21 protein-coding genes and 1 tRNA gene are annotated in these 22,380 nt (G+C 62.3%); 14 read left to right on the forward strand and 8 right to left on the reverse strand.

Annotated features, from left to right (window positions below):
• Positions 1 to 5: 5 nt before the first annotated feature.
• From HUV48_RS10820 to HUV48_RS10835, 4 genes are all read left to right on the forward strand, one after another.
• Entirely contained in the window at positions 6 to 935 is a 930-nt protein-coding gene (locus HUV48_RS10820) for an isopenicillin N synthase family dioxygenase (RefSeq protein ID WP_176267768.1), read from the forward strand.
• 278 nt (positions 936 to 1,213) lie between these two features.
• A complete protein-coding gene (locus HUV48_RS10825; protein ID WP_176267769.1) occupies positions 1,214 to 4,654 on the forward strand; it encodes a TonB-dependent receptor in 3,441 nt (1,146 codons plus the stop codon).
• A gap of 117 nt (positions 4,655 to 4,771) precedes the next feature.
• Positions 4,772 to 5,518, forward strand: coding sequence for an energy transducer TonB (locus HUV48_RS10830; RefSeq protein ID WP_176267770.1), 747 nt, complete (start codon positions 4,772 to 4,774; stop codon positions 5,516 to 5,518).
• Between the two features lie 91 nt (positions 5,519 to 5,609).
• Positions 5,610 to 6,656, forward strand: a complete 1,047-nt coding sequence (locus tag HUV48_RS10835; protein ID WP_176267771.1) for a mannose-1-phosphate guanylyltransferase — start codon at positions 5,610 to 5,612, stop codon at positions 6,654 to 6,656.
• An 18-nt stretch (positions 6,657 to 6,674) separates the two neighbouring features.
• Here the strand turns inward: HUV48_RS10835 and HUV48_RS10840 are convergent, their stop codons facing one another.
• Together HUV48_RS10840 and HUV48_RS10845 are read right to left on the reverse strand one after the other, a co-directional pair.
• On the reverse strand, positions 6,675 to 9,233 hold the full coding sequence (locus tag HUV48_RS10840) for an HWE histidine kinase domain-containing protein (RefSeq protein ID WP_176267772.1): 2,559 nt from the start codon (positions 9,231 to 9,233) through the stop codon (positions 6,675 to 6,677).
• A complete protein-coding gene (locus HUV48_RS10845) occupies positions 9,230 to 9,802 on the reverse strand; it encodes a biliverdin-producing heme oxygenase (RefSeq protein ID WP_176267773.1) in 573 nt (190 codons plus the stop codon). Before HUV48_RS10845 ends, HUV48_RS10840 begins: the two co-directional genes overlap by 4 nt.
• A 199-nt stretch (positions 9,803 to 10,001) precedes the next feature.
• On the opposite strand from HUV48_RS10845, the gene HUV48_RS10850 reads away from it, so the two are divergent.
• Entirely contained in the window at positions 10,002 to 10,442 is a 441-nt protein-coding gene (locus HUV48_RS10850) for a DUF2721 domain-containing protein (RefSeq protein WP_176267774.1), read from the forward strand.
• Positions 10,443 to 10,459: 17 nt separating this feature from the next.
• Here the strand turns inward: HUV48_RS10850 and HUV48_RS10855 are convergent, their stop codons facing one another.
• From HUV48_RS10855 to HUV48_RS10865, 3 genes are read right to left on the reverse strand one after another with little or no spacing between them, the layout of a single operon-like run.
• Positions 10,460 to 10,756: a polyhydroxyalkanoic acid system family protein gene (locus HUV48_RS10855; RefSeq protein WP_176267775.1), complete on the reverse strand. Its 297-nt coding sequence runs from the start codon at positions 10,754 to 10,756 to the stop codon at positions 10,460 to 10,462.
• Positions 10,756 to 11,505 (reverse strand): MFS transporter, encoded by a 750-nt coding sequence (locus HUV48_RS10860; RefSeq protein ID WP_176267776.1) that lies wholly within the window; start codon positions 11,503 to 11,505, stop codon positions 10,756 to 10,758. The genes HUV48_RS10855 and HUV48_RS10860 overlap by 1 nt, the downstream gene beginning before the upstream one ends.
• Positions 11,505 to 12,725, reverse strand: a complete 1,221-nt coding sequence (locus tag HUV48_RS10865; protein WP_176267777.1) for a toxic anion resistance protein — start codon at positions 12,723 to 12,725, stop codon at positions 11,505 to 11,507. The genes HUV48_RS10860 and HUV48_RS10865 overlap by 1 nt, the downstream gene beginning before the upstream one ends.
• 222 nt (positions 12,726 to 12,947) lie before the next feature.
• On the opposite strand from HUV48_RS10865, the gene HUV48_RS10870 reads away from it, so the two are divergent.
• Both HUV48_RS10870 and HUV48_RS10875 read left to right on the forward strand, forming a co-directional pair.
• Entirely contained in the window at positions 12,948 to 14,549 is a 1,602-nt protein-coding gene (locus tag HUV48_RS10870) for a TIGR00341 family protein (protein WP_225871639.1), read from the forward strand.
• Positions 14,546 to 14,941, forward strand: coding sequence for an MAPEG family protein (locus HUV48_RS10875; RefSeq protein ID WP_176267778.1), 396 nt, complete (start codon positions 14,546 to 14,548; stop codon positions 14,939 to 14,941). Before HUV48_RS10870 ends, HUV48_RS10875 begins: the two co-directional genes overlap by 4 nt.
• On the opposite strand, the gene HUV48_RS10880 is transcribed toward HUV48_RS10875, so the two are convergent.
• A complete protein-coding gene (locus HUV48_RS10880) occupies positions 14,938 to 16,689 on the reverse strand; it encodes a fatty acyl-AMP ligase (protein WP_176267779.1) in 1,752 nt (583 codons plus the stop codon). The genes HUV48_RS10875 and HUV48_RS10880 overlap by 4 nt on opposite strands.
• A 129-nt stretch (positions 16,690 to 16,818) precedes the next feature.
• On the opposite strand from HUV48_RS10880, the gene HUV48_RS10885 reads away from it, so the two are divergent.
• From HUV48_RS10885 to HUV48_RS10900, 4 genes are all read left to right on the forward strand, one after another.
• A complete protein-coding gene (locus HUV48_RS10885; RefSeq protein ID WP_176267780.1) occupies positions 16,819 to 17,505 on the forward strand; it encodes a regulatory protein RecX in 687 nt (228 codons plus the stop codon).
• Positions 17,498 to 17,992, forward strand: a complete 495-nt coding sequence (locus tag HUV48_RS10890; RefSeq protein ID WP_176267781.1) for a DUF192 domain-containing protein — start codon at positions 17,498 to 17,500, stop codon at positions 17,990 to 17,992. Before HUV48_RS10885 ends, HUV48_RS10890 begins: the two co-directional genes overlap by 8 nt.
• A 64-nt stretch (positions 17,993 to 18,056) precedes the next feature.
• Entirely contained in the window at positions 18,057 to 18,473 is a 417-nt protein-coding gene (locus HUV48_RS10895; protein ID WP_176267782.1) for an NADH:ubiquinone oxidoreductase subunit NDUFA12, read from the forward strand.
• Positions 18,473 to 18,988 (forward strand): DUF2155 domain-containing protein, encoded by a 516-nt coding sequence (locus HUV48_RS10900; protein ID WP_176267783.1) that lies wholly within the window; start codon positions 18,473 to 18,475, stop codon positions 18,986 to 18,988. The genes HUV48_RS10895 and HUV48_RS10900 overlap by 1 nt, the downstream gene beginning before the upstream one ends.
• Here the strand turns inward: HUV48_RS10900 and aat are convergent.
• Positions 18,934 to 19,653, reverse strand: coding sequence for a leucyl/phenylalanyl-tRNA--protein transferase (gene aat / locus HUV48_RS10905; RefSeq protein WP_176267784.1), 720 nt, complete (start codon positions 19,651 to 19,653; stop codon positions 18,934 to 18,936). The two genes, HUV48_RS10900 and aat, sit on opposite strands and share 55 nt — an antisense overlap.
• Positions 19,654 to 19,778: 125 nt before the next feature.
• Here aat and HUV48_RS10910 point away from each other — a divergent pair.
• Both HUV48_RS10910 and HUV48_RS10915 read left to right on the forward strand, forming a co-directional pair.
• Positions 19,779 to 19,854, forward strand: a tRNA-Trp gene (locus HUV48_RS10910).
• Between the two features lie 250 nt (positions 19,855 to 20,104).
• Positions 20,105 to 20,254 carry a hypothetical protein gene (locus HUV48_RS10915; protein WP_176267785.1) on the forward strand — a complete coding sequence of 50 codons (150 nt, stop codon included), beginning with the start codon at positions 20,105 to 20,107 and terminating at the stop codon, positions 20,252 to 20,254.
• Between the two features lie 94 nt (positions 20,255 to 20,348).
• Here the strand turns inward: HUV48_RS10915 and HUV48_RS10920 are convergent, their stop codons facing one another.
• Positions 20,349 to 21,887, reverse strand: a complete 1,539-nt coding sequence (locus tag HUV48_RS10920; RefSeq protein ID WP_176267786.1) for an alanine/glycine:cation symporter family protein — start codon at positions 21,885 to 21,887, stop codon at positions 20,349 to 20,351.
• Positions 21,888 to 22,183: 296 nt separating this feature from the next.
• Here HUV48_RS10920 and secE point away from each other — a divergent pair, with 296 nt between their 5' ends.
• The gene (gene secE, locus HUV48_RS10925; RefSeq protein ID WP_176267787.1) at positions 22,184 to 22,378 is read left to right on the forward strand and encodes a preprotein translocase subunit SecE; all 195 of its coding nucleotides are present in this window, start codon (positions 22,184 to 22,186) and stop codon (positions 22,376 to 22,378) included.
• Positions 22,379 to 22,380 lie beyond the last annotated feature (2 nt).

Consider the following 22,380-nt stretch of genomic DNA (forward strand, 5'->3'; position numbering starts at 1 on the left):
CGACCATGTCCAAGATCGCATCCGTATCGCTCGCCCGTCCGCTCCCTGAAGTCTCAGGAGAACTCGGCCGTAGTTTCGCCGAATACGGCTTTGCCATTGTCCGCGATCACGGCATCCCTGCCGAATTGATCTCGCGCGCGGAACAGCTGACGCGCGCCTTCTTCGCATTGCCGGACGAAACGAAGCGCGCCTACCGGATCGAGGGCGGGGGCGGCGCGCGCGGATACACTCCGTTCGGCACCGAGAAGGCGAAGGACGCGAACGTTCACGACCTCAAGGAATTCTGGCACGTCGGCCGTGATCTGCCGGAAGGCCATCCGCTGTCCGAATACATGGCGCCGAATATCTGGCCAAGCGAAATGCCCGAGTTTCGCGATACGTTTGAAAAACTTTATGCGGCGTTCGACGAGGCCGGTCGGCGCGTTCTGCAAGCTATCGCGCTGCATCTGGATTTGCCGCAGCATTTCTTCGACGAGACTGTGGAGGACGGTAATTCGGTCATGCGGCTGCTGCATTATCCGCCGCTCGCTCCCGAAGATGCCGACGGCGCGATCAGGGCCGCGGCGCATGGCGACATCAATACCATTACCCTTCTGCTCGGAGCGGAGGAAGCGGGGCTGGAACTTCTCACGCAAAGCGACGAGTGGCTCGCGGTGAACCCGCCCGAGGGGGCATTGGTGGTCAACATCGGAGACATGTTAGAGCGGCTTACGAACGGACATCTACGTTCGACCAAGCACCGTGTGGTAAATCCCGAGGGGGCAGCGGCGCACCGCGCACGCTATTCGATGCCCTTCTTTTTGCACTTCCGCCCCGATTACGTAATCGAGACGCTGCCGTCATGCATCGACCCGTCTGCTCCGGAAGATCATCCCGAACCGATCAGCGCGCACGACTTCCTGATGCAGCGCCTGCGCGAGATCAATCTGGTCTGACCCGATTCGCCGTTTTCGCTGCATTGCAGCAAGGCGGCGGCCTGTGGATAAAGAAAACGCTGCAATGCGGCATTTTGGCCACAGCTAAAATGTCTGTTTTTCAGTAACTTGGGTTTGGCCAACACTGCGTTCCGTGACTGCTGTGCCAATTGCGTAATGATGTCACGAAGGGGTAATAATCGGACCGCTTAGGCGCAGTCGATCCGCTAGTGAAAGCGGACCTGCCGAATGACGGCACTGATCAAATTATTTCTGAACAAAGGTCATAGGGGTTCTCGATGAAACTCAAATATCTGCTGGCTGCATCCATTGCCAGCCTTTCCGCCGGCGCCACTTTCGTCGCCACTCCGGCTGCCGCACAGCAGATCACCTCGGGTGTGCAGGGCTTCGTGACCGACGAAGCGGGAACGGCGCTTTCGGGCGCGCAGGTCGTCGTCACCGACACCCGCACCGGTACCAGCCGCACTCTGACCGCGGGCGACGACGGTTCGTTCCGCGTCGATAGCCTCGTCACGGGCGGACCCTACACGATCACCGCCACCGCGCCTGGCTATGAGGGCCAGTCGATCGAAGACGTCTTCATTAACCTGCAGGGCAACGCCCAGCTGACCTTCTCGCTGTCGAGTGCCGCTACTGCCGGTGCCGAAGATGTCATCGTCGTGACCGGCGCGCGTGTGCAGCTCAGCCAGCGTGCGATCGGTCCGGGCCAGTCATTCGGCGAAGAAACCATCGAAGCCTTCCCCTCGATCAGCCGCGACATCCGCGACATCATCCGCATCGACCCACGCGTCAGCCTAGACCGTTCCAACGAAGTCGATCGCGTTTCATGCCTTGGCGGCAACGATCGCACCAACGCCTTCACCGTCGACGGCATTGCCCAGTCCGACTTGTTCGGCCTGAACGGAACGCCTTTCGCCAGCCGTAACTCGCTGCCGCTTCCTTATGATGCGATCCGCGAGACGTCCGTCGAGTTCGCCCCCTTCGACGTTCAGTACGGTCAGTTCACCGGCTGTGCCATCAACGTCGTGACCAAGTCGGGCCAGAACGAATTCCACGGTTCGGCATTCTTCACCTACGCCGACGACAGTCTGCAGGGGGACAGCATCGAGGGCACCGATTTCGCCGGTGCGCCGTATGAAGAGAAGCGCTGGGGCGCTACGCTCAGCGGTCCGATCATTCCCGACCGACTGTTCTTCTTCGTCGGTTACGAAGAAACCGATCTAGGCGACAGCCAGTTGACCGGCCTGCCGGGTCAGGGCTTTGCCAACGAGGTGGATTTCGTCACCGAGGCGCAGTTCAATCGTTTCTCCGACATCCTCAGCAGCGTCTACGGCTTCGACAGCGGTGGCCAGGCAACGTCGCTTGCCGAGAACAGCCAGCGCTACTTCGGCCGCATCGATGCGTATATTACCGAAGATCACCGTCTTGAGGCGACCTATCAGCGCCTTGAGGAAGTCAATGTCGAGGAAGACGATTTCTCGCTGACCAGCCGCGTATTCACCGGGCTCAACAGCTTCGAAGAAGAAGGCACCACCAGCGATTACTACTCGCTGCGCCTCTATTCCGACTGGACGGACACCATCACTACCGAAATCCGCGCCAGCCGCGCCGAAGTCGGGGACGTCCAAGGGCCAGTTGGCGGCGGCGAAGCCCAGAGCGACATGCCGATGCCGCGCTTCGTGGTCGGCGTCAGCAATAACGGCAATAACGGCTCGATCGTGGCAGGCCCTGGCTTCTCGCGTACGTCCAACGACCTTCAGACGACGGTTACTCAGCTGAAAGCGCTCGCTCGCATCAATGCCGACGAACACACGATCACCATCGGCGGCGAGTTCAACGAACTCGACGTGTTCAACCTGTTCGCTCAAAACTCGACCGGTACGCTGACCTTCACCAATCTTGATGATTTCGCCAACGGCTTGCTGTCGGGCGGTACCGACACCTTCCCCGACGGCGACGCGATCGTCGCGGGCGAATCCGCCGGCGCTTACGGCAATTTCACCGCTTCTGGAGACATCAACGATGCTGCGGCGAGCTGGAAACGCCGTACCTGGACGATGTACGCGCAGGACGAGTGGCAAGCGACCGAGCAACTCGGGGTCGTCGCCGGTCTGCGCGCTGAATGGCTGTCGGGCGATGCTCCGGAAGCGAATCCCGCCTTCTTCAATCGCTACGGCTTCACCAACGCCAATGGGTTCGGCAAGATCGATCCGGTCTTGCTGCCGCGCCTGGGCGTGACCTACGACGTCTTCAACGACGGGTTCCTTCGCAACACCCAGATCAAGGGCGGCATCGGCCGGTTTACCGGCGGTGATCCGGCGGTGTATTTTTCGAACGCATTTTCGAACAATGGGTTCGCGGTGGGCTTTGGACAGACCGGACGCAACGGCTGTTTCGTTGACACCCGGGCCGACGTGACTGATGGAAATAACTTCACCGGCGTTCCGGCTTGCGTCGTCAGTAACGCTGCAGCGCAATCCGCACGCGGTTTAGCGGACACGCAGTCGACCGATCCGAGCTTCGAGCAGCCGACCGTGTGGCGCGCCAATCTCGGTCTCGCGACCGAATTCGGTACGGCCAACGGTTTCTTCGCGGATTGGCGCCTTAACCTCGACTTCATCTACAGCCGGTTCCAGAACCCGGTGGACTTCGTCGACCTCTCGCAGGTTGTCGATACCCGCCTTGGCTTGAACGGTTTCAGTGTCGATGGGCGTCCGATCTATCGCGCGATCGATCCGACTGCCGACGGGTGTAATGCTACTCTGCTCGATCAGGGAGGCCGCCCGCCGCAATATGCGAACGTGACCGCTGCGTGCTTCAGCACCAGTCGCGACGATGAAATTCAGCTTACCAATGGCGAGGATTTCGAAAGCAAGATCGCATCGGTCGTGTTGAGCAAGAATTGGAAACGTGGCCTGTTCACAGAACTGGGCGGCGTCAACTTCAACATCGGATATGCTTACACCGACGCTGAGAACAACCGCTACTCGAACAGCTCCACCGCGACATCGAGCTTCGATATCGTGGCGGCCGCTGATCGTCAGCAGGTCGATGTCGCAACCGGCGAATTTGAGAACCGCCACAATATCTCGGCAGCGCTCAATTTCCGCGAAGCTTTCTTCGGCGATTACGACACGAGCTTCGGCTTCGTGTTCCGGGCGAGTTCGGGTCGTCCGTACTCGATCGTGTTCCAGAACGCGTCGAGCGCGGTATTCAACGACAGCGCCAGCGGTAACTTCAACTCGCTGCTGTATGTTCCCACCGGCCCCAACGATCCGAATGTCGTTTTCTCGGACACTGCCTTCGCCAATGCGGTCGATCAGTTCGTCTCGGCGAACGACTGCCTGAACGATTTTCGCGGTCAGACGGTGGAGCGTAACAGCTGCCGCAACGAGTGGTATTACGACCTCGACCTGCGGTTCGGCCAGGAGATCCCCGGTCCGATGAGTGCATTTGGTCTGCGCGACGACAACCTGCGTTTGTTCGTAGACTTCGACAACTTCCTGAATCTGCTTGATAGCGGTGCGAATGTCCGCCGTTCGTATAGCTATTCCGAAGCGCTGGTTCGCGGAAATATCGATGACCAGGGTCGCTACGTCTACACGCCGGGTGGTGGTGTATACGATGAGGAGACCGGCACGGTGGGTCTGCGCGATGAGTTTATCGGTGTTTCGTCCTCGCTGTGGAAAATCCAACTCGGAGTGAGCTACGAATTCTAATTTGCCGCTTACGACGTGCAGGAACATTAAAGCGGCGGTCCCTTCGGGGGCCGCCGTTTCGCTGTAGTGCCTGCGCCTTCGCGGAACGTCGCCGGGCGGCAGCGCGTTTGCTCTAACGTGTCGGCAGACTCTACCCGCTTCAGTTCCACCCGTCGCAAGCCGAACCCTTGGGTAATCGCGGTCGTCGCGATCGTTCACTTGGGTTTGTTCTACGGTTTCGTCCGTGCCCTTGCGCCCGGTGCTGTGCAATCGATCGAGCGCTCGGTCGTCTCCACTTTCACCGTTACCGTCACCGCTCCGGAAGACCCGCCGCCGCCGCCTCCAGCACCGGAGCCGCAACCGGACGAAGGTGCGCAAGGCGATCCCGGCCGGGAGGCAGTGCCCCAGCTGGTGACTGCGCCGAGCCCCGCTATTCAGCTACGCGAAGACGAGCCGTTGCCGCGCGCGTCTTCGACCGGGACCGCGTCTACATCCGGCGCGACCGATCGCGGCACGGGGACCGGTGCGGCGGGCGAGGGCACCGGGACGGGAGCCGGACGGGCCGGATCGGGCCTGGGAGGCGTCGCCGTTACCAAGCCGCAGAAGATCGCCGGCGACATATCCTCGGCCGCCGACTACCCGACGCCGCCCGGCGGGCGCAAGATCAGGCGCGGCCAGTCGGTCGATATCGCAATGACGGTCGGTGTGGACGGGCGGGCTTCGAATTGCCGCATCCTGAGCCCGAGCCCCGACCCAGAGGCTGACCGTATCACCTGCGAACTCGCCGTAGAGCGCTTCCGTTTCCTGCCCGCGCGCGATGCAAACGGCGATCCCGTGCCGGCCACCTATGCCTGGCGGCAGCGGTGGGGCGTCAATCTCAGGTAGCGCGTATGGACGGTAGCGCTTCGACTACTTGCAAGTTAAAGCGTCGCTGCGAACTGATGAAACCCTGTCAGAGCCGAGGAAAAGTTAAGCCATGTCGCGCATTTATCCGATAATTCTGTGCGGCGGCGGCGGCACGCGGCTTTGGCCTCGTAGCAGGCGAGTGCGCCCTAAACCGTTTCTGAAATTGCTCGGCGATCGTACCCTGTTTCAGCAGACGCTCGACCGAACGGGCAGTGGTGCCGGAGATTATGCGGAACCTCTGATCGTTGCCGGAGCGGCGCATGTGGACTTCATCGAAGAGCAGGCCTCTGCGGACGCGCACATCATCGTCGAACCGGCGGCGCGGAATACCGCTCCGGCGATTGCTCTGGCAGCCCATCGATTGCCGGCCGACGCAGTCATGCTAGTGTGTCCAAGCGATCATCATATTGCGGATACTCGGGAATTCGAGCGCGGGGTCGCCCGTGCAGCCGCGCTTGCCGGGGACGAGTGGCTGGTTTCGTTCGGCATTGCGCCTACTCGTCCGGAAACCGGCTACGGTTATATCCGGACTGGCGAACCCGCAGGTGAAGGCCACCGGGTCGCGCAGTTTGTAGAAAAGCCGGACGCCAAGCGCGCAGCCGAGTTTCTGGCTGACGGCGGGTACGTCTGGAACGGCGGAATCTTCGCCTTCAAGGCGGGGCGCTTTCTGGATGAACTGGAACGCCACCGGCCGGAAATGGCGCATCTCGTCAAAGACGCTGCGCAGCTAGGTAAGGACGACGGACGTGTCTTTCACCCTGCGAGCGAACCCTTCTCTCGCATCGAGGGAGAATCGGTTGATTATGCGGTAATGGAAAATACCGACCGTGCGGCGGTGGTCTCGGCGGACATGGGCTGGTCCGATATCGGCAACTGGGACGCTCTCTTCGAAGCACGCCTGAACGATGACAGTGCGGCGGACGAAAACGGAAATCTTTCGCGCGGTGTGGTCGACCTGAGCGGTTGCCGAGGCGTGATGGTCGAAACCGACGGTCCGCGCGTATCGGTCGTCGGCGTATCCGACCTCGTCATTGTCGTGGACGGCGACGACATTCTCGTCACCACCCGCGAAGGGGCGCAGGATGTCGGAACTTTGCCGGGGGCCAAACAGCAGTAAAGTCTGCGCGACCCAGCGTCAGTAGCTCTGCCATTCGGCAAGAAGCGCTTCGATTTCCTGCTTACCGTATGGCTTCGTTAAAAGCTTCGCCGCGCCGAGTTCGCCGACCTGATCGCCCATGTCGCCGTACCCGCTCGCGAGTACGAACGGCGTATCTTTCTCCCGAAGAGCCTTGGCGACGGGTTTGCTCGAGCTGTCGCCCAGGTTGAAGTCGAGGATCGCGAGATCGAACTTGTGATCTTTGACGATCTCCAGTGCCGCTGGAACGGTGCTGGCGACCGTTATTTCGGTTACGCCGAGCGCCGACAAACAGTCTTCGACGTCCATCGCGATAAGCATGCTGTCTTCGACCAGAAGGACGGATTTCGGGAGTTCTCCCGATGACGCTTGCTGCGCGGAGACGCGTTCCTTCTCCGCCGCGGTGTCGCTGGAGACCTTACCGCCGAAGCGCACGTATTTTGCCGGAATGAGAAACTGGGCCGAAACGCCGTCCGGAGCGTATTCGATCTCGCTCTTGCCGCCGAGTTCGAACGGGATGGATTTCTCGATGATGGTCGAGCCGAAACCGCGGCGGGAAGGTTCTTTGACCTTTGGTCCATCGTGCTCGCGCCACAGTATGCGCAGGTTCTTCTGTTCGTCGCGTTCGAGTTCGACGTCGAGCCTTCCCGTACTGTCGCTCAAAGAGCCGTATTTGGCCGCGTTCGTGATCATTTCGTGTATGACCAGCGCGAGGACGGTATAGGCTTCGGGGGCGATCAGAGCGTTGATGCCGCTCACGTTGATCCGGTTCGACTTCCCGCTCAGATAGGCTTCAGTCTCGGAATCGAGCAGATCGCGAAACGCCGCGGCAGTCCAGTTTTGCCGCGTGATATTGTCGTGTGCGTTCGAAAGCGCGCTGATCCGCCCGCCGACCAGCGCGGAAAACTCTTCGATCGTATCCGCCTGATGGCGCGATTGGCTGATGAGGCTGCGGATCAGGTTCAGGATATTGCGAACGCGGTGGTTCAGTTCGGCAATCAGCAATTCCTGCTTCTGCTGCGCCTTCGCACGTTCCTGTACCGCTTCGTCAGTGAGGCGAAGTATGACCTCGAGTAGGCTCACGCGCAGCGAGCGCGAAATTTCGAGCGCCTGATTTGACCACGGTTCGGAGTGGCCCTCGACGTCTTCCTGCCACGCCTCGAAGCTCTTGCGCGGGGTCAGCCGCATCCCATTGGGGCCGTACTCGACAGCTTTTTCGGGATTACCGCCCCAGTGTACGACCTGCGCCAGTTCCTTGCGCCATAGTACGAGGTAATCGCGCGGGCTGCGGGACACCGGGATGATGAGCGCACCGGCGGCGCGGTCGGCGAACTCCTTGGCTGCAGGGATGTGCTCCTGCAGCGACGACGTTGCGAAAGTCTGGCTCGTCGCACCGCTGTTGAGCGCCGGCAGGATCTGCTCGAACTCCTTGCGTGTCGGAGCGGAACCGACGGTGTTGTACACGCCGTCGAACCAGACGCTGGCCCCGTCGCAGGGCACGATCTCGCCGATGATGGGACCAACCGTATCGAAGCTTTCGGCAAGCGATTGGCCGTCCGCAAAGCTACGCATCAGGCGCTCGTGAAGCTGCTGGCTGCGCCGGCGGCTCTCGGCGATCTGCGCGTTCAAGGCCCGGTCGAGCTTGAGCGAGAAGACTTCCGAAATCAGTTCCGCCGCCGTGCGTTTCGAATAGGGAAGCGGGCGGGGCTCGTAATGATGACAGGCGAACAAGCCCCAAAGCTCTCCGCCGATCACGATCGAGATGGACAGGGAGGCCTCAACCCCCATGTTCTTCAGATATTCGATGTGGATGGGCGAGACCGCCCTGAGCGTCGACATGCTGAGGTCGAGCGGCGTCTTGTCCATCGATACGAGCGGCTCGATCGGCACGTTTCCCGCATTGACGTCGGCGATGATGCGGAAGCGGTTGCGAAGGTACAGTTGCCGCGCCTGGCGCGGGATGTCGGTGTGCGGATAGCGCAGTCCGAAGAAGCTATCCGTCCCGTGCTTCAGGTCTTCCGCAATAACCTCGCCCGAACCGTCGTCGTGAAACTTATATACCATCACTCGGTCGAACCCGAGAAGGTTGCGAACGTGTTCCGCGGCGACCGAGCACAGTTCCTCGACAGGCAGTTTGCCATCGTCGCGCTCCAGCATCGGGCGGATCATGCTGATCTGGTCGGCGTGATCGGCGGCATCGTGTGGTTCGAATTCGATGGTCAGGCACTTGCCGGCGCCGTGCAGCGCACAGTCGAACAGGCCTGCCCCGTCGACGAGCTCGATGCCGAAGATCCGTTCGACGTGATCGGACTTACTGCATAGCGTGGCGGCGTCACGCAAGCGGTCGAGCGCGGAAGGGCTGAAAATTCCGCTCAGCTTCTTGCCGAGTAGAATTCCGACATCCCTGCCCAGTATCTCCGAGACATTCGCGGAGTAATGGGCAATCATCCAGTCGTTGTTGACCGATACGAGCGCCCCGAACGGCTGGATGAGGCCGAGTTCCTGAATGGGTTCGCGGTCGCAGTTCGACAGGTCGACCTTAGGCATGCGGATGTTCATGCTGCCGCCCTTTCGGTAATACGCTCGCTCTCCTCGATGAATCGAGCGAAGACAGCTTCGGCGCCGAGGAGCGCGGCCGCGGGATCGCCGCTGAAAGGTTGCTCGATTTTCGTACGCAAGCCGGTCCAGAACCGCGTCATCCGATCATCGGCAAGAAAGGCTTCGGGCCATTCGCCGCGCGAACCGCTGGCCTTACGCATATGGGACAGCATGGCACGGTTCCCTAGCGACGAACCTGCGAGCGCCCATGCGGCGCCGATAGGGTCGCTACCGTATGGAAGCGAAAAATCGGTGGCGACAGGAGGCAGCGTGTCGCCGAGCGCGGACAGATCGGACGCGATAAGAAGAACTTGCGAAGGAGGGAGCAAATCCTGCGGCATTTCGGCCTCTGCCCAAGCCTCTACGGGCAAGCGAGACCGGTACTGAAACAGCAGAAATTCCGCGTAATCTTCGGGATCGGTCAGGCACAATTCCGCTACGCGCAAGTCGAGCGTCTCGTGCACCCGCTGCGTTCCGTCGCGCAGCAATTGCCGAAGAGTCGGCTTCTCGACTGGTTTAGCAGAACTCAAATTCCTGATACGCCCTCTAGCCCAAGACCGCTGTACATTCTAACGCGGTCATACGCATTATCGCAAAGGATACCCCTTCTCCCACGGTACTCCTGTTTACAAGACTTAATATCGAACTGCGTTCCGTATCCTTTCGAAATTAACCCGGTATTTAATTCATGTTTAATGCCAGACGCATATTCGCGCAGGTTCGCACATAATGATCGCGCAGACCATTCAGCTGGCTTTGGCTCCGGTGTTCGTCCTCGTGGCGATTGGCAACATCATGAACCTGCTGTCGGCCCGGCTGGGACGCGTCGTCGACCGGTCGCGCCAGCTTCAGCAACTTCACCGCGAGACCAGCGGCGCCGAGCATGATCTGATCGTTCGCGAAATCCGTATCATCGACCGGCGCATCGAACTTATTGGGAGCGCGATCCTGCGCATGGTCATGAGCGGCCTCAGCATCGGCGTGACGGTGGTTCTGCTGTTCGTCGAGGAGTTCGCCAGCGCACCGCTTCAGCCGCTCGTTGCCTTCATCTTCATCGTCGCGATCGGCCTGCTGATGTGGGCGCTAGTGCTGTTCTTCCTCGAAACACGTGCGGCGTCGGACGCGCTTCGCATCCCGAAAGACTATCTGGAACTCGACCGCGACCTATAGGGGCGTGTGCGACCCGCTTAGGTGAGCAGTTTCTGCCCTTTCTCGCGGATTGCGCCCGCCACCAGCGGCTCGACGAACGATAGGGCTGGCGGTAGCTGCACCTCGAACACCAACTGCGTTTCCTCGACCAGGACGCGGCCGTTGATTGCTTGGCCCATAGCTGCGACGGACATGCCCATTTCGTCCTCGCCGCGCCAGTCGGTGGTGACCTGCGCCATGCCGCCGGGAATATGATCGGCGATCTCGTGGCTGCGCTCGCGCAGACGGCGGCGCACCTCGGCCTTTTCGAGATTATGCGGGATTGCGACGCGCATTAGTTCTTCTCGATCTTGGTCTGGGGATTTTCGCCGTATTTGTAGTCGAGGTAGCGGGTCTTGATCGCAAGGTCGTCCATCGCGCCGCTCGAAAGCTGGCGGTTGATACTGTCGAGTTCCTTACTGATCGCAGAGAGACTCTGCGTGACCTGCTCGTCCGGTGTAGAGCCGGCGCTTTTGTCGCCGCGCATTCCTGCTGGAATGCGGCGATAGCTGTCGATCGTTTCGGGTAATACTTCGCCGACGAGCGTGCGAATATCGCGCGCCGCGGGGTGGTTCTGGTCGATGGTTTCAAGCTGCGCGCCGAGCGTATCGAGCTGCACGCCCATATCGTCGATAAGGCGCGCTGCCGGTGCCGGCAGGGCGGGGCGTTGATGCTCCAGCCACAGTTCGGTCCGGCCGACCATCTGGCGCACGTCACCCTTGTTGAGATCGGCGCGCTTGGGCACTTTCATGCGCGGAAATACGCTGAAGACGACGACCGCGGTAAGGACTGCGAGTGCCGTCAGCATCACGCCGACAAAGCCGAGACCGCCGATTACCATGCCTGCGATCATGGCGGCGACTAGGATTGCGCCGATTGCAGCCAGCGCCCGGACGACCTTGCGCATCAAATGCCGCGCCTTGATGTCGCGCGATCCTTCGCCGATCGACCCGGCACGCCGATGACGACCCCCCGAACGGTTGTCGTCGCGCACCCGCCGCGCTTCCTCGATCAGCCGGTCGCTGTTGGTGGTGAGATCGCCCATCAGTTCTCGAGTTCCAGCATCGACGGTTCTTCCGATGCGATGCGGTTCTGCGCCTTCGCCTGTCCTTCGGCGCGCGCAATATAGCCCTTGGACTTCTCGACTTCGCTCGACAGCACGTTGACCGTCTCCTTCATTGAGGCGAGCGAACGCAGCTTGAACTCGTCTACTTCGTCCATCGTGTCGTAGATGTTCTGGAAGGCGCGCTGGAGCGTTTCCATTGGGATCGTGCTCGATGCGGCCTGCTCATGGATCTTGCCGGTCTGGTCGCGGAGCATAGTGCTGGTGGAATCGATGATGTTCGCGGTGGTATCGTTGAGCGCCGTGATCTGCTGGAGGACGAGGCGCTGGTTGGTCATCGCCTCACTCACCGTCACGGCGGTACGCAGCGCGCCGACCGTGGTGGTACTGGCGCGGTCCACGCCCTTCACGAGTTCGACGTTGTTCTTCTTCACGAGATCAAGCGCGAGATAACCTTGCACGCTCACCGCCATTTGCGTCAGCAGGTCCTGTGTACGCTGGCGCACGTAGAACAGCGCCGTTTCGCGGATCGCCTTCGCCTTGGCTGGATCGCTGTGATCGAGTTCCTCGGCTTTTTCTTCCAGCCGTTCGTCGAGCGCGCGCGAGATATGGATCATCTGCTCCAGATTGCCCATCGCTTCCCATAGCTTCTGCCGTTCCACGTCGATGGCGGCATTGTCCATCAGCAGCTCGTCCTTGCCGTCGGCCAGTTTGCTGAGAATCGCCTGGATATGGCCCTGCGCGCTCTGGTAGGAACGGAAATAGTCGTTCAGCTTGTTGCCGAACGGAATGATACCCAGAAGCTTGCGCCCCGTCGTTAGCTTGCCGCGCTTCGACGGGTCGAGTTCTTCCACGGTCCGCCGCAGTTCGGCCAGGTTGGCGCCGACGCCGTCGTCCCGGTCCATCGCGCGAACCGGCCGGTCGAGGAAGCGGTTGGAATGCTGCGAGGCGGCCGCGATTTCCTTGCGGCCCATGTTCGTGAGCTGGTCCACCTTCTTGCCGAATTCGGGCGAGTTCGCATCTTCCGCGACCAGCGCATCGACGAAACCTTCGACTTTGGTCTGAAGCTTGCTCTTCGTCTCCTCGGACACGGGCACGAGGCCCGCGGCCTTTTCCGCCGAAACGGCGGGTACGGGGTCGGGCGGCGTGAGTTCGAAATCCGTCGCCGTCTTGGTCGTGGTGCCGGTCTGATTTTCAGCCATTTTACGCCGCTTGCTCCCGCTCTTCGTTCCTGTGGAGGCCCCTATGAACAGGAGCCAGCATTCCTTACTGTATTAGTAATCTATAACACGCCTTTCAAGCTTAGAGCGAGCCGTTATAGCAGCGCAAGCCAAAGCGCACTCAAGGGGGGTTCAAGTGCACCTAACAGGCGGCTAAGGCGGCTGACGCCGCCAGAAACACAGGTTCGCGGCAGGAGGGACGATTTGGCCGAAGAAACGATGCGGAGCGGGGAAAGGTCCGCAGGATTTTCCGGCCACCCGGTAGCTGGCAATGCCGGGTCCGACAATCCGGAAGGCGAAGCGCGCGGCATGCTCGAACGCGACAGTTTTGCGGGCGTGATCCTGTCGTGGCGCCGCTGGTGGCGCGATGCGGTCGTCGGAACGGTCGACAAGGCCAGCGTCATCGAGAAGCGGCGCGAGGAATGCCTACTGTCGGCCCGCTACCTGTTCATGATCGCCATGTCAGGCGGGATCGCGATCCTCGGCCTGCTGCTTTCGTCGCCGGCCGTAGTCATCGGCGCCATGCTGCTGTCGCCGCTGATGGGTCCGATCATGGGCCTCGGCTTCGCGCTCGCGGTGGGCGACTACAAGTGGATGCGCCAGTCGATGCGCTCGCTGCTTGCAGGAACGGTGATCGCCATCGCGCTGTGCGCGCTGATCGTGTTCGTCTCGCCGCTACAGACGGTCACTTCCGAGATTGCCTCGCGCACCCGTCCCAATCTGTTCGATCTCATGGTGGCGGTCTTCTCCGCCCTCGCCGGGGCCTATGCCATGATCCGTGGGCGCGAGGGCACGATCGTCGGGGTCGCCATCGCGACCGCCCTCATGCCGCCGATCGCGGTGGTCGGGTTCGGCCTCGCAACCTTCAACTGGACGGTCTTTTCCGGCGCGCTGCTGCTCTATGTCACCAACCTCGTTGCCATCGCCCTTATCGCGATGGCGATGGCTCGGCTCTACGGGTTCAGCTCGACCCTGTCGGAGCGATCGACACTGGTGCAGAACGTCATCGTCGTGTCCGTATTCGTGGCGCTCGCCATTCCGCTCGGCCTCACCCTCATCCAGATCGGCTGGGAAGCGCAGGCGCAGCGCGTGATCCGCAGCGAACTGCTCGACGGGTTCGACGACCGGGCGCGTCTGTCGCAGATCGACATCGATTGGGATGCGGAGCCGCTGACCATCGACGCGACCGTGCTCACCCCGCGGCTGGAGGACGAGGCGGAACGCTTCGCGCGGCAAGGGCTTGAGCGTGAACTGGACCGGCCGGTCAACCTCACCCTCACGCAATATCTGGTCGGAACGAGCGCTTCGGCGGCGGAGGAAGCGCAGCTTCAGGCGGCCCGCGCGCAGGAAGAGGCCGCCGCCAACCGGGCCGAGGAACTCGCTGCCCGCCTTTCAATCGTCGCTGGAGTTGATCCCGAAAACGTGACGGTTGACCGTCAGCGCCGCCGCGCACTGGTTACCGCGCAGCCCCTCGAAGGAGCGAGCCTTGCCGCGTACCGGGAGCTCGAACGGCGCATCACCGATACGGAGCAGGGGTGGGACGTCAGGATCACGCCGCCCCTGCGGGACTTGCCCGACATCACCTTCGAGGAGAAAGAGCCCGACGCCGCCGGACGGCGCGCATTGGCCCTCGCCGCGTGGGCCTCGTCTCGTACCGGGGTGCCGGTCCGGCTCTCCGGACCCGCTGGTGCGGTTGCCGCCGCGAGCCAGGTTCTGTCGGGCGCAGGCGTGCAGTTCACTGCCGAGACCGACGGAGAAGGTTTCGGCCCGGTCACCGTAAACTGGAACACGGGAGATACGGAATGACGAGCGAACTGATCGTGCTGGCGCTGGCGGGCCTGCTGCTCGTCGTCCACATCCTTCTGGCGGCCCATTACAAGACGAAGCAGTACGGCGCGGAATGGAACATGGGGCCGCGGGACGAGGACAAGCCGCCGCTCAATGACATCGCCGGCCGGCTCGAGCGTGCGAGCGGCAATTTTCGCGAAACGCTGCCGCTTGCGATCATCGCGCTGTTCGGCGTCGTGCTGGCAGGCAAGGCGAGCGAGCTTACCGCCATCGCCGCATGGGTCTGGCTCGGCGCGCGGCTCGTCTACCTGCCGCTCTACTGGGCGGGCATTCCCAAGCTCCGGACGCTGGTCTTCGGGGTCAGCCTGCTTTCGCTGCTGACCGTGCTGGGCGTGCTTCTGCTAGGCTAGGCCGCCAGTTCGAGCGGCTGGATCTCGCCCGACAGATACAGCTTCTTCGCCTTCGCCCGGCTGAGCTTTCCGGAGGAGGTGCGAGGCAGCGTGCGCGGCGGAACCAGTTCGACCACGCAGTTCATGCCGGTCACCGACTGGACCTTGTCGCGGATCTGCTGCCGCAGCTTCACCCGCTCGTCGGGATCGGATACGCGGCAATGTACCAGCACGGCGGGCGCTTCCTCCCCGGCCTCGGTCTCGACCGAGAAGGCCGCGATGTCGCCGTGGTTGAAGCCCGGAAGCTGCTCAACCGCCCATTCGATGTCCTGCGGCCAGTGATTCTTGCCGTTAATGATGATCATGTCCTTCGCCCGGCCGACGATGAACAGGTAGCTATCGGCCAGATAGCCCATGTCACCCGTATCGAGCCACGCGCCGCCGCCGTCGTCGCTCGGCACGAGACAGTCGTTCGTCGCTTCCTCGTTACGGAAATAGGAGTGCATGACGCTGGGACCGCGGCACCAGACCTTGCCGATCTGGTGGTCGCCCTTGGCCTCTCTGTTTTCGCCGCGGATTTCGACTTCCATGTCGGGCAGCGCCTTGCCGCAGTTCACGATCGCGCGGTAGCGCGCCGGACGCGACAGGTCGCGGGGCGTGCCGGAAAGCCGCTCTTCCTCGACCAGTTCGATGCGAATGCCTTCGCCGGGCGGCATCACGGTAACCGCCAGCGTCGCCTCGGCGAGGCCGTAGCTGGGCGTGAACGCGCTCGCCTTGAAGCCCGCTTCGGCAAAGGCATTGACGAAATTCTGCATCACGTCGGGCCGGATCATGTCCGCGCCGTTGCCCGCGACCCGCCAGCGCGACAGGTCGAACTTGTCGCCGACCTGCGTCTGGCTCGACACGCGGCGCGCGCAGATGTCGTAGCCGAAGGTCGGCGAGTAGGAGAGCGTCGTGCCCTTGTTGCGGCTGATCAGCGACAGCCAGGCGAGAGGCCGACGCGCGAAATGTTCGGTTTTGAGGTAATCGACCGACATCTGGTTCGCGATCAGCGACAGGAAGCAGCCGACGAGGCCCATGTCGTGATACCACGGCAGCCAGCTGACGACACGCTCGTTGGAGCGCACGTCCATCGTGGCTGCATGGCCGTAGAGATTGTGCAGCAGCGCCTTATGCGTAACGGCGACGCCTGTCGGAAACCGGGTCGAGCCGCTGGAATACTGGAGGTAGCAGATGTCTTCCGGCTCGGCTTCGGGGAAGTCGCACTCGGCGGCTTCTCGCTCGGCGAACGCGGCCCAGTTCACGCCTTCGCAGCCCTGCCGCCCTGCCGCGGCAGCACCCATTTCGTCGATCTCCGCCGGATAGAGCAGCATCTTGGGATCGCTGGAGGACAATTGCACGGCAAGCTGGTCGATATAGCCCTCTTTCCCGCCGAAGCCGGTGGGAAGCGGAAGTGGGACCGGCCAGGCGCCGACATAGACGCAGGCGCAGAACAGCGCGGCGAACTCGGGCGATGTTTCGGCGATCAGCGCGACGCGGTCGCCCTTTTCGATGCCGCTCGCGGCCAGCCGGCGCGCCATAGCAAGCGCGTCTTCCTTGAGTTCGCTATACGGATAGCCGCGTGCAAGCTCCCCCCGCATATCATGGAAGTTCAGCCCTTTTTTGCTGCGGGCGGCGTAATCGATCGCTTCGTTGAACGTCGCGAAATCGGCGCGGCGGCGCGGCAAATCGCAGTCGTTCGGCGTCGGCTTGATAGCTGTGTTGCTCATGATGTGTGTCGCAAAACGTTGATATTCTGCGCCTTCTGACCCCCTCGATCACCGTTTCGCGCCTTTGTCATGAACCTACGCAAAACTGCAAGCTTTCCCATTTGATAAGGAGTGTGGCACGAATAAGGCATGAGCTTCGACAATCCCAAGCGAAAAAGCGGTCAGCGTCGGGAGCGGCGTCCTGCAAAGCCGCTCGATCCGGCGCGGATGGAGGAGCTGGCGCTTGCATACGTCGCCCGCTTCGCGACGAGCGCGAACAAGCTGCGTCAGTATCTGCTGCGCAAACTGCGCGAGCGCGGGTTTGCCGCGGACGCTGCGGAAAGTTGGCTGCCGGATGATGCTGCCGACGCCGATGCGAACGCGGAGACAGGGCGAGAGCACGCTGACCGCATCGTTCAAAGGTTTGTGGAGAAGGGCTACGTCGACGACGACCTCTACGCAAAGACGCGGGCCAGCAACCTGCTCTCCCGCGGTTACGGCGCACGGCGGATCGAGGCGACGCTGCGGCACGACGGGATCGCGGAAGACCTGCGCCAGTCGCACGCACCGGAGGAGGCCGCAGCCCGCGAAGCTGCGCTGGCGCTGGCGAAGAAGCGGCGCTTCGGTCCCTACTCGCGTTCGGCTCTAAGCGCGGACGAAGAAGCGCCGGAAAACGAGCGCGATTTCGAAGTGTGGCAGGAACAGCAAAAGCTGCGCGAAAAGCAGCTTGCGGCGATGCTGCGTGCAGGACATGATTTCGGTGCGGCCAAATCGGTGATAGACGCACCCTCTATCGCGGCGGCGGAACGCTGGGCCGCAGGAGACGACGATGATTGATCGCCTAGTACCTATCGCTCTTGTTTCGGCCCTGCTGGCCGCCTGTTCGCCGCAAGCGGGCGCCGAAAATACTGCCGTTGCCGAAGCCCCGGCGCAGGCCGTGACCCAGCATCCGGTTTCCGGCCTGGAGGTCGTTCCGCTCACCATCGACACTGGCGAGCAGACCCACCGCTTCCGGGTCGAGGTCGCCCGCAGCCGCGAGGCGCAAAGCCGCGGGCTGATGGAACGCCCGCCGCTCGGCGACGACGAGGGCATGATCTTCCCCTACAAAGCTGCCGCAGTGCAGGGCTTCTGGATGAAGAACACGCCGTCCCCGCTCGACATCATCTTCGTTGGGGAAGACGGGCGCATTCTCAACATCATCACCGGCGAGCCGTACTCGGAAAAGAACCTCATTTCCGATGGTCACGCCAATCTGGTGCTCGAAATTCGTGGGGGCCGCGCGGCGGAACTCGGCATCGAGCCGGGCGATGTCGTCGCATGGTAACAAGGCGGCGTGACCCGCGCCAAATCACTTGGCCGCACCGCGAGAATGGTTTAACCGCGCGGCCATGAGCATACTCGGCAAAATCTTCACCTGGTGGAACGGCGCCACGATCGGGACCTCCCTGTTCACGAGCAGGCGGGGCGAGAAAGTCGGCACGGACGCGCAGGGCAACACCTATTACCGCTCGAAGAACAAGCGCGATCTCAACACCGCCGGTTCCTACAGCGGCGGCGAGCGGCGCTGGGTCATCTACGAAGGCGCGAACGATGCGAGCCGCGTGCCGCCCGAATGGCACGGCTGGCTCCACGGCGCATTCGACGACGTGCCTGAAAGCAACCTGCCGCCCGCCCGCATCTGGGAAGCCGACTACACGCCGAACGCGACCGGAACGCCGAATGCCTACCGTCCGCAAGGCGCGCTTGAAATGGGCGGCAAGCGGGCGCGCACGACCGGAGACTACGAGGCCTGGACGCCGGAGTGATGGCGCGACGGCTCAATCTGGGTATCGCCGCTGCAGGCGTGTGCCTGCTCGGCGCGGTTGCCTGCTCGGACGAAGTGCCCACGCAGCCGCAGGCGGAAGAAACGACCGTGCCAGAGGAATTGGCCGGCGAGGATGAGATCGTTCAGCCCGAAGGTCAGGTCGAAGGCGCGACCCCGATGGGAGAGCGGACCGCGACGATCGGCGTGCTCAACAAGCGCAACAACCTCTCGCGCGACCTCGAGATGCAGCCCGGCGAAACGCGGCGGCTCGGTAATATCGCCGTGCGGCTATCCGCTTGCGAGCGAACCGCACCGTGGGAAAGCCCGCAGGAAACCGGCGCTTTCGTCCAAGTGCTTGTGCGCGATGCCAACCAGCAGTCGGGCGAGGGCGAGTTCCGCCGTATCTTCTCCGGCTGGCTGTTCAAGAACTCACCGTCACTTAATGTAGTCGAGCATCCGATCTACGACGTCTGGGTCAAGGACTGCGCGATGAGCTTTCCGGGCGAAGAGGCCTGATCGCCGCGCTCCGCCAGATCGGCGATCGTTAGCGGTAGCCGTGCTTCGGGCCGACCCGCAGCCTGGTCAATCAGTTCCAGGTAGTGCGCCTGCGGGATCGATACCGCACCCATCCGGCCGAGATGCGCGGTCATGAACTGGCAGTCGAGCAGCCGGTAACCCGCTTCCTTCATACCCGCGACCAGCCATGCGAGCGCTACCTTGCTGGCGTTGTCGGCTCGGCTGAACATGCTCTCGCCGCAGAAGACGCGGTCGAATGCGACGCCGTAAAGGCCGCCGACCAGACGGTCCTCCTGCCAGCATTCGATACTGTGCGCGTAGCCGCGGCGCTGGAGTCCTACGTAACTTGCCTCGATCCGGTGAGAGATCCAACTGCCTTCCGCGCCGCCGTCGGCTGCAGGGCGGGGCGCAGCGCATTCGGCGATGACTTCCGAAAAAGCGGCGTCGCAGGTCACGCGGAACGTGCCGCGCGCGAGAACCTTCGCCAGCGAGCGCGAGCAACGGAAGCCGTCCAGCGGAATGATCGCTCGCTCGCGTGGCTCGACCCAGAAGACCTCCTTGTCATCGCGCGCATCGGCCATGGGAAAGACGCCCTGCCGATATGCGAGCAGCAGAAGGCGCGGATCGATCGGATCGTCGGCGGCGGAGAAGGTCGGGGTGTGCATTTGCCACTCAATTTGAGCCGTTGCCGGCGCCGCCGCAAGGGGGCAGGGCAGGCGGTCGGCCCAAGGCCGCATATCGTGCTTGCCATGCACCGGCCGCCGCCCTAGATGCTGCGGCCTACCCATGCAGGGGTGTAGCTCAGTTGGTAGAGCATCGGTCTCCAAAACCGAGGGCCACGGGTTCGAATCCTGTCACCCCTGCCATTTCCCCACATGACCGACCGATTCGTGGCTGACACGTTTCAGCGTATGCACCATCGCGCCCTCGCGGTTTTCGGTTATGGTTAACAAATGTACCGGAATCCAACATCTTACAGTTAACGTCTGACAAGATGTGATCTTTCGGCAACGCTATTATCGTTAACATCCTAAATTTTGCAAAGTCGGAAACCTAGCGATGGACTGGGCATTATTGTCGATGAGATGAAGTCCTCATCGAAGTTGGAGAAAGCCCATGTCATCAATGTCCTTCCGTAGCAGCCGCCCGGATAGCTGGGTAGAACCACGCGCTTACCGCGATGCTTCCCTGCGGCTTCAGAAATACGGCCGCGTGCAGCCGATGCACCAGCCCTCGCTGCTGGAGCGTCTGTTCGCGAGCCGTTAAATCAAGAAGTTTTCTGGTTAACGAATTGGGGGCCGGGGTCTTAAGAGATCCCGGCCCTTTCTTTAACGGCGCCGCCAGTCCAGCAGCCAGCCGCCTAATACTCTTCCGGTTCTTCGGGCGTTTCGGCGGTGTGGGTGGGGCCAGCATCCTTCTCGCCGCGCGCCAGTTTGAACACCACGCCCGAGAGTAGCGCGAGCGCCAGCAGGTTCGGCAACGCCATCGCCGCATTCGAGATGTCGCCCATGCGCCAGACGAGCTGCGAAGGCTGCGTCGCTCCTATGAAGATGGCGATGCACCAGATTACGCGCCACGCGATGTGCAAGGCTTTCTCTCCGCCGCGGGTCGAGCCCGGAATACGGTCGTAAAGGAAGGTGATCGCCCGCTCGCCGTAGTAACTCCAGGTGAGCAGCGTCGTGAACACGAACAGGATCAGGGCGATGCTGGCGATCAGCGTGCCGATGGGGATGGAGCCGATCTCCAGCGGAAACGCTGCTGCGAAGGCGCCAGATGTCGTGACGAAGCCGCTTTGGGCGGTCGTGCCGAGGTCGGACTGCCAGACGTGACGGACCGCTTCGCCCTGATAGGTGAAGTCGCCTTCAACCGTGAGGATGACGAGCGCGGTCATGGTGCAGATGATGATCGTATCGATGAACGTGCCGAGCATCGCCATCCGGCCCTGCTGCTGCGGATCGTTGGTCTGTGCCACCGCATGGGCGATCGGGGTCGAGCCCTGGCCGCTCTCGTTGGAGAACAGCCCGCGCGCTACACCTGCCCGGATAGCAAGAATGATCGCCGCGCCGGCAAACCCGCCGCTCGCGCTTTGCGCATTGAACGCTCCGCCGAAGATCCGGCCGAAGGTTTCGGGCAGATCGCCGAAGTTGAGGATGAGCGCGATCAGCGCCATCACGATGTAGGCGGCGGCCATGAACGGCACGACGCTTTCCGCGACACGGCCGATCGACTTGATGCCGCCGATGATGACTACGAAGACGGCAATGGCGACGACCAGGCCGCCGAGCCAGCGTTCCCAGCCGAAAAGCTCGTTGAGGCCGCTCGCGACTTCGTTCGCCTGAATCGAATTGCCGGTTACCAGCGCAGAGAACAGCGTGCCGAGGCAGAACAGGATCGCGAGCCACGTCCACTTGGGTCCGAGGCCCATCATGATGTAGCTCATCGGGCCGCCGCGGTAGACGCCGTCGCTGGTTTTCTCGCGGTAGCGGATGGCGAGCGAGCCTTCCGCGAAGCCGAGTGCCATGCCGAACAGTGCCGTGACCCACATCCAGAAGATCGCGCCGGGTCCGCCGAGCGCGATGGCTGTGGCGACGCCCGCAAGGTTACCCGTGCCGACCTGCCCCGAAAGTGCCGTGGACAGCGCGGCGAACGGCGAGATTTCGCCTGCCCCTGCGCCCTTGCGGCCCTTGAACAGCCCGGCGAAGGCGCTGCCCAGTTTGACGATCGGGTAAAAGCGCAGGCCGATCATCATCCATGCGCCGACCCCAAGCAGGATAATTGCAAGCGGCGGGAAGGGGATGACCGCCTCTCCGTTCCATGTTCCGCCCCAGATGAAGTCGGAAATGTTCGTGACGGGCTGGACGAGCCGTTCGCCCAGCGTCTGCGGTTGGCCTGCTGCCATTATGTACCCCCAATGCGTCCCGTGACAGTCGATGTCGAAGCGGTGCACGCTAAAGCGCCTTTCGCATCAGCGCTACCCCCTCGCTGCACCGCAACGCGGATAAACGCGCCTCGTCGCCGCGCGGCACGGCCCCCTTGCTTTTGCCGCGCCTGCCGACTAAATGCGCTCCCGTCTTCCGACATCGGAGTTTTGCCTGGCCCCTCCCGGAAATATCGCCGGGGCGGCGCTGGACCAATCCCGAAACGAGGTTCGGACAGGCATCAGGTGAAGCTAGAGGCAAGCGAAGGCAAACGAACATGGCGAAGGTCAATCCGGGTGAATTTCTGCGCCAGGTCCGCTCCGAAGCGGGCAAGGTCGTATGGCCGTCGCGCGAAGAGACGATCCGCACCGCCATCTTCGTCTTCATCATGATGGTGATCCTGTCGCTGTTCTTCCTCGGCGTCGACACAGTCTTCAGCGCGATCGTCAGCTGGCTTCTGACGCTGGCCTAACG

It is taken from the genome of Qipengyuania atrilutea (assembly GCF_013370205.1).
GTDB lineage: Bacteria > Pseudomonadota > Alphaproteobacteria > Sphingomonadales > Sphingomonadaceae > Actirhodobacter > Actirhodobacter atriluteus.

What these genes read in the sequence shown, in the direction of transcription:
- HUV48_RS10825 (WP_176267769.1), top strand. Translation starts at nt 1,214, where the DNA reads ATGAAACTCAAATATCTGCTGGCTGCATCCATTGCCAGCCTTTCCGCC.
- aat (WP_176267784.1), bottom strand. Translation starts at nt 19,653, where the DNA reads ATGCACACCCCGACCTTCTCCGCCGCCGACGATCCGATCGATCCGCGC.
- HUV48_RS10860 (WP_176267776.1), bottom strand. Translation starts at nt 11,505, where the DNA reads ATGGGCGATCTCACCACCAACAGCGACCGGCTGATCGAGGAAGCGCGG.
- HUV48_RS10900 (WP_176267783.1), top strand. Translation starts at nt 18,473, where the DNA reads ATGGCGCGACGGCTCAATCTGGGTATCGCCGCTGCAGGCGTGTGCCTG.
- HUV48_RS10820 (WP_176267768.1), top strand. Translation starts at nt 6, where the DNA reads ATGTCCAAGATCGCATCCGTATCGCTCGCCCGTCCGCTCCCTGAAGTC.
- HUV48_RS10865 (WP_176267777.1), bottom strand. Translation starts at nt 12,725, where the DNA reads ATGGCTGAAAATCAGACCGGCACCACGACCAAGACGGCGACGGATTTC.
- HUV48_RS10840 (WP_176267772.1), bottom strand. Translation starts at nt 9,233, where the DNA reads ATGAACATCCGCATGCCTAAGGTCGACCTGTCGAACTGCGACCGCGAA.
- HUV48_RS10850 (WP_176267774.1), top strand. Translation starts at nt 10,002, where the DNA reads ATGATCGCGCAGACCATTCAGCTGGCTTTGGCTCCGGTGTTCGTCCTC.
- HUV48_RS10835 (WP_176267771.1), top strand. Translation starts at nt 5,610, where the DNA reads ATGTCGCGCATTTATCCGATAATTCTGTGCGGCGGCGGCGGCACGCGG.
- HUV48_RS10920 (WP_176267786.1), bottom strand. Translation starts at nt 21,887, where the DNA reads ATGGCAGCAGGCCAACCGCAGACGCTGGGCGAACGGCTCGTCCAGCCC.
- HUV48_RS10885 (WP_176267780.1), top strand. Translation starts at nt 16,819, where the DNA reads ATGAGCTTCGACAATCCCAAGCGAAAAAGCGGTCAGCGTCGGGAGCGG.
- HUV48_RS10855 (WP_176267775.1), bottom strand. Translation starts at nt 10,756, where the DNA reads ATGCGCGTCGCAATCCCGCATAATCTCGAAAAGGCCGAGGTGCGCCGC.
- HUV48_RS10915 (WP_176267785.1), top strand. Translation starts at nt 20,105, where the DNA reads ATGTCATCAATGTCCTTCCGTAGCAGCCGCCCGGATAGCTGGGTAGAA.
- HUV48_RS10880 (WP_176267779.1), bottom strand. Translation starts at nt 16,689, where the DNA reads ATGAGCAACACAGCTATCAAGCCGACGCCGAACGACTGCGATTTGCCG.
- HUV48_RS10875 (WP_176267778.1), top strand. Translation starts at nt 14,546, where the DNA reads ATGACGAGCGAACTGATCGTGCTGGCGCTGGCGGGCCTGCTGCTCGTC.
- HUV48_RS10895 (WP_176267782.1), top strand. Translation starts at nt 18,057, where the DNA reads ATGAGCATACTCGGCAAAATCTTCACCTGGTGGAACGGCGCCACGATC.
- secE (WP_176267787.1), top strand. Translation starts at nt 22,184, where the DNA reads ATGGCGAAGGTCAATCCGGGTGAATTTCTGCGCCAGGTCCGCTCCGAA.
- HUV48_RS10890 (WP_176267781.1), top strand. Translation starts at nt 17,498, where the DNA reads ATGATTGATCGCCTAGTACCTATCGCTCTTGTTTCGGCCCTGCTGGCC.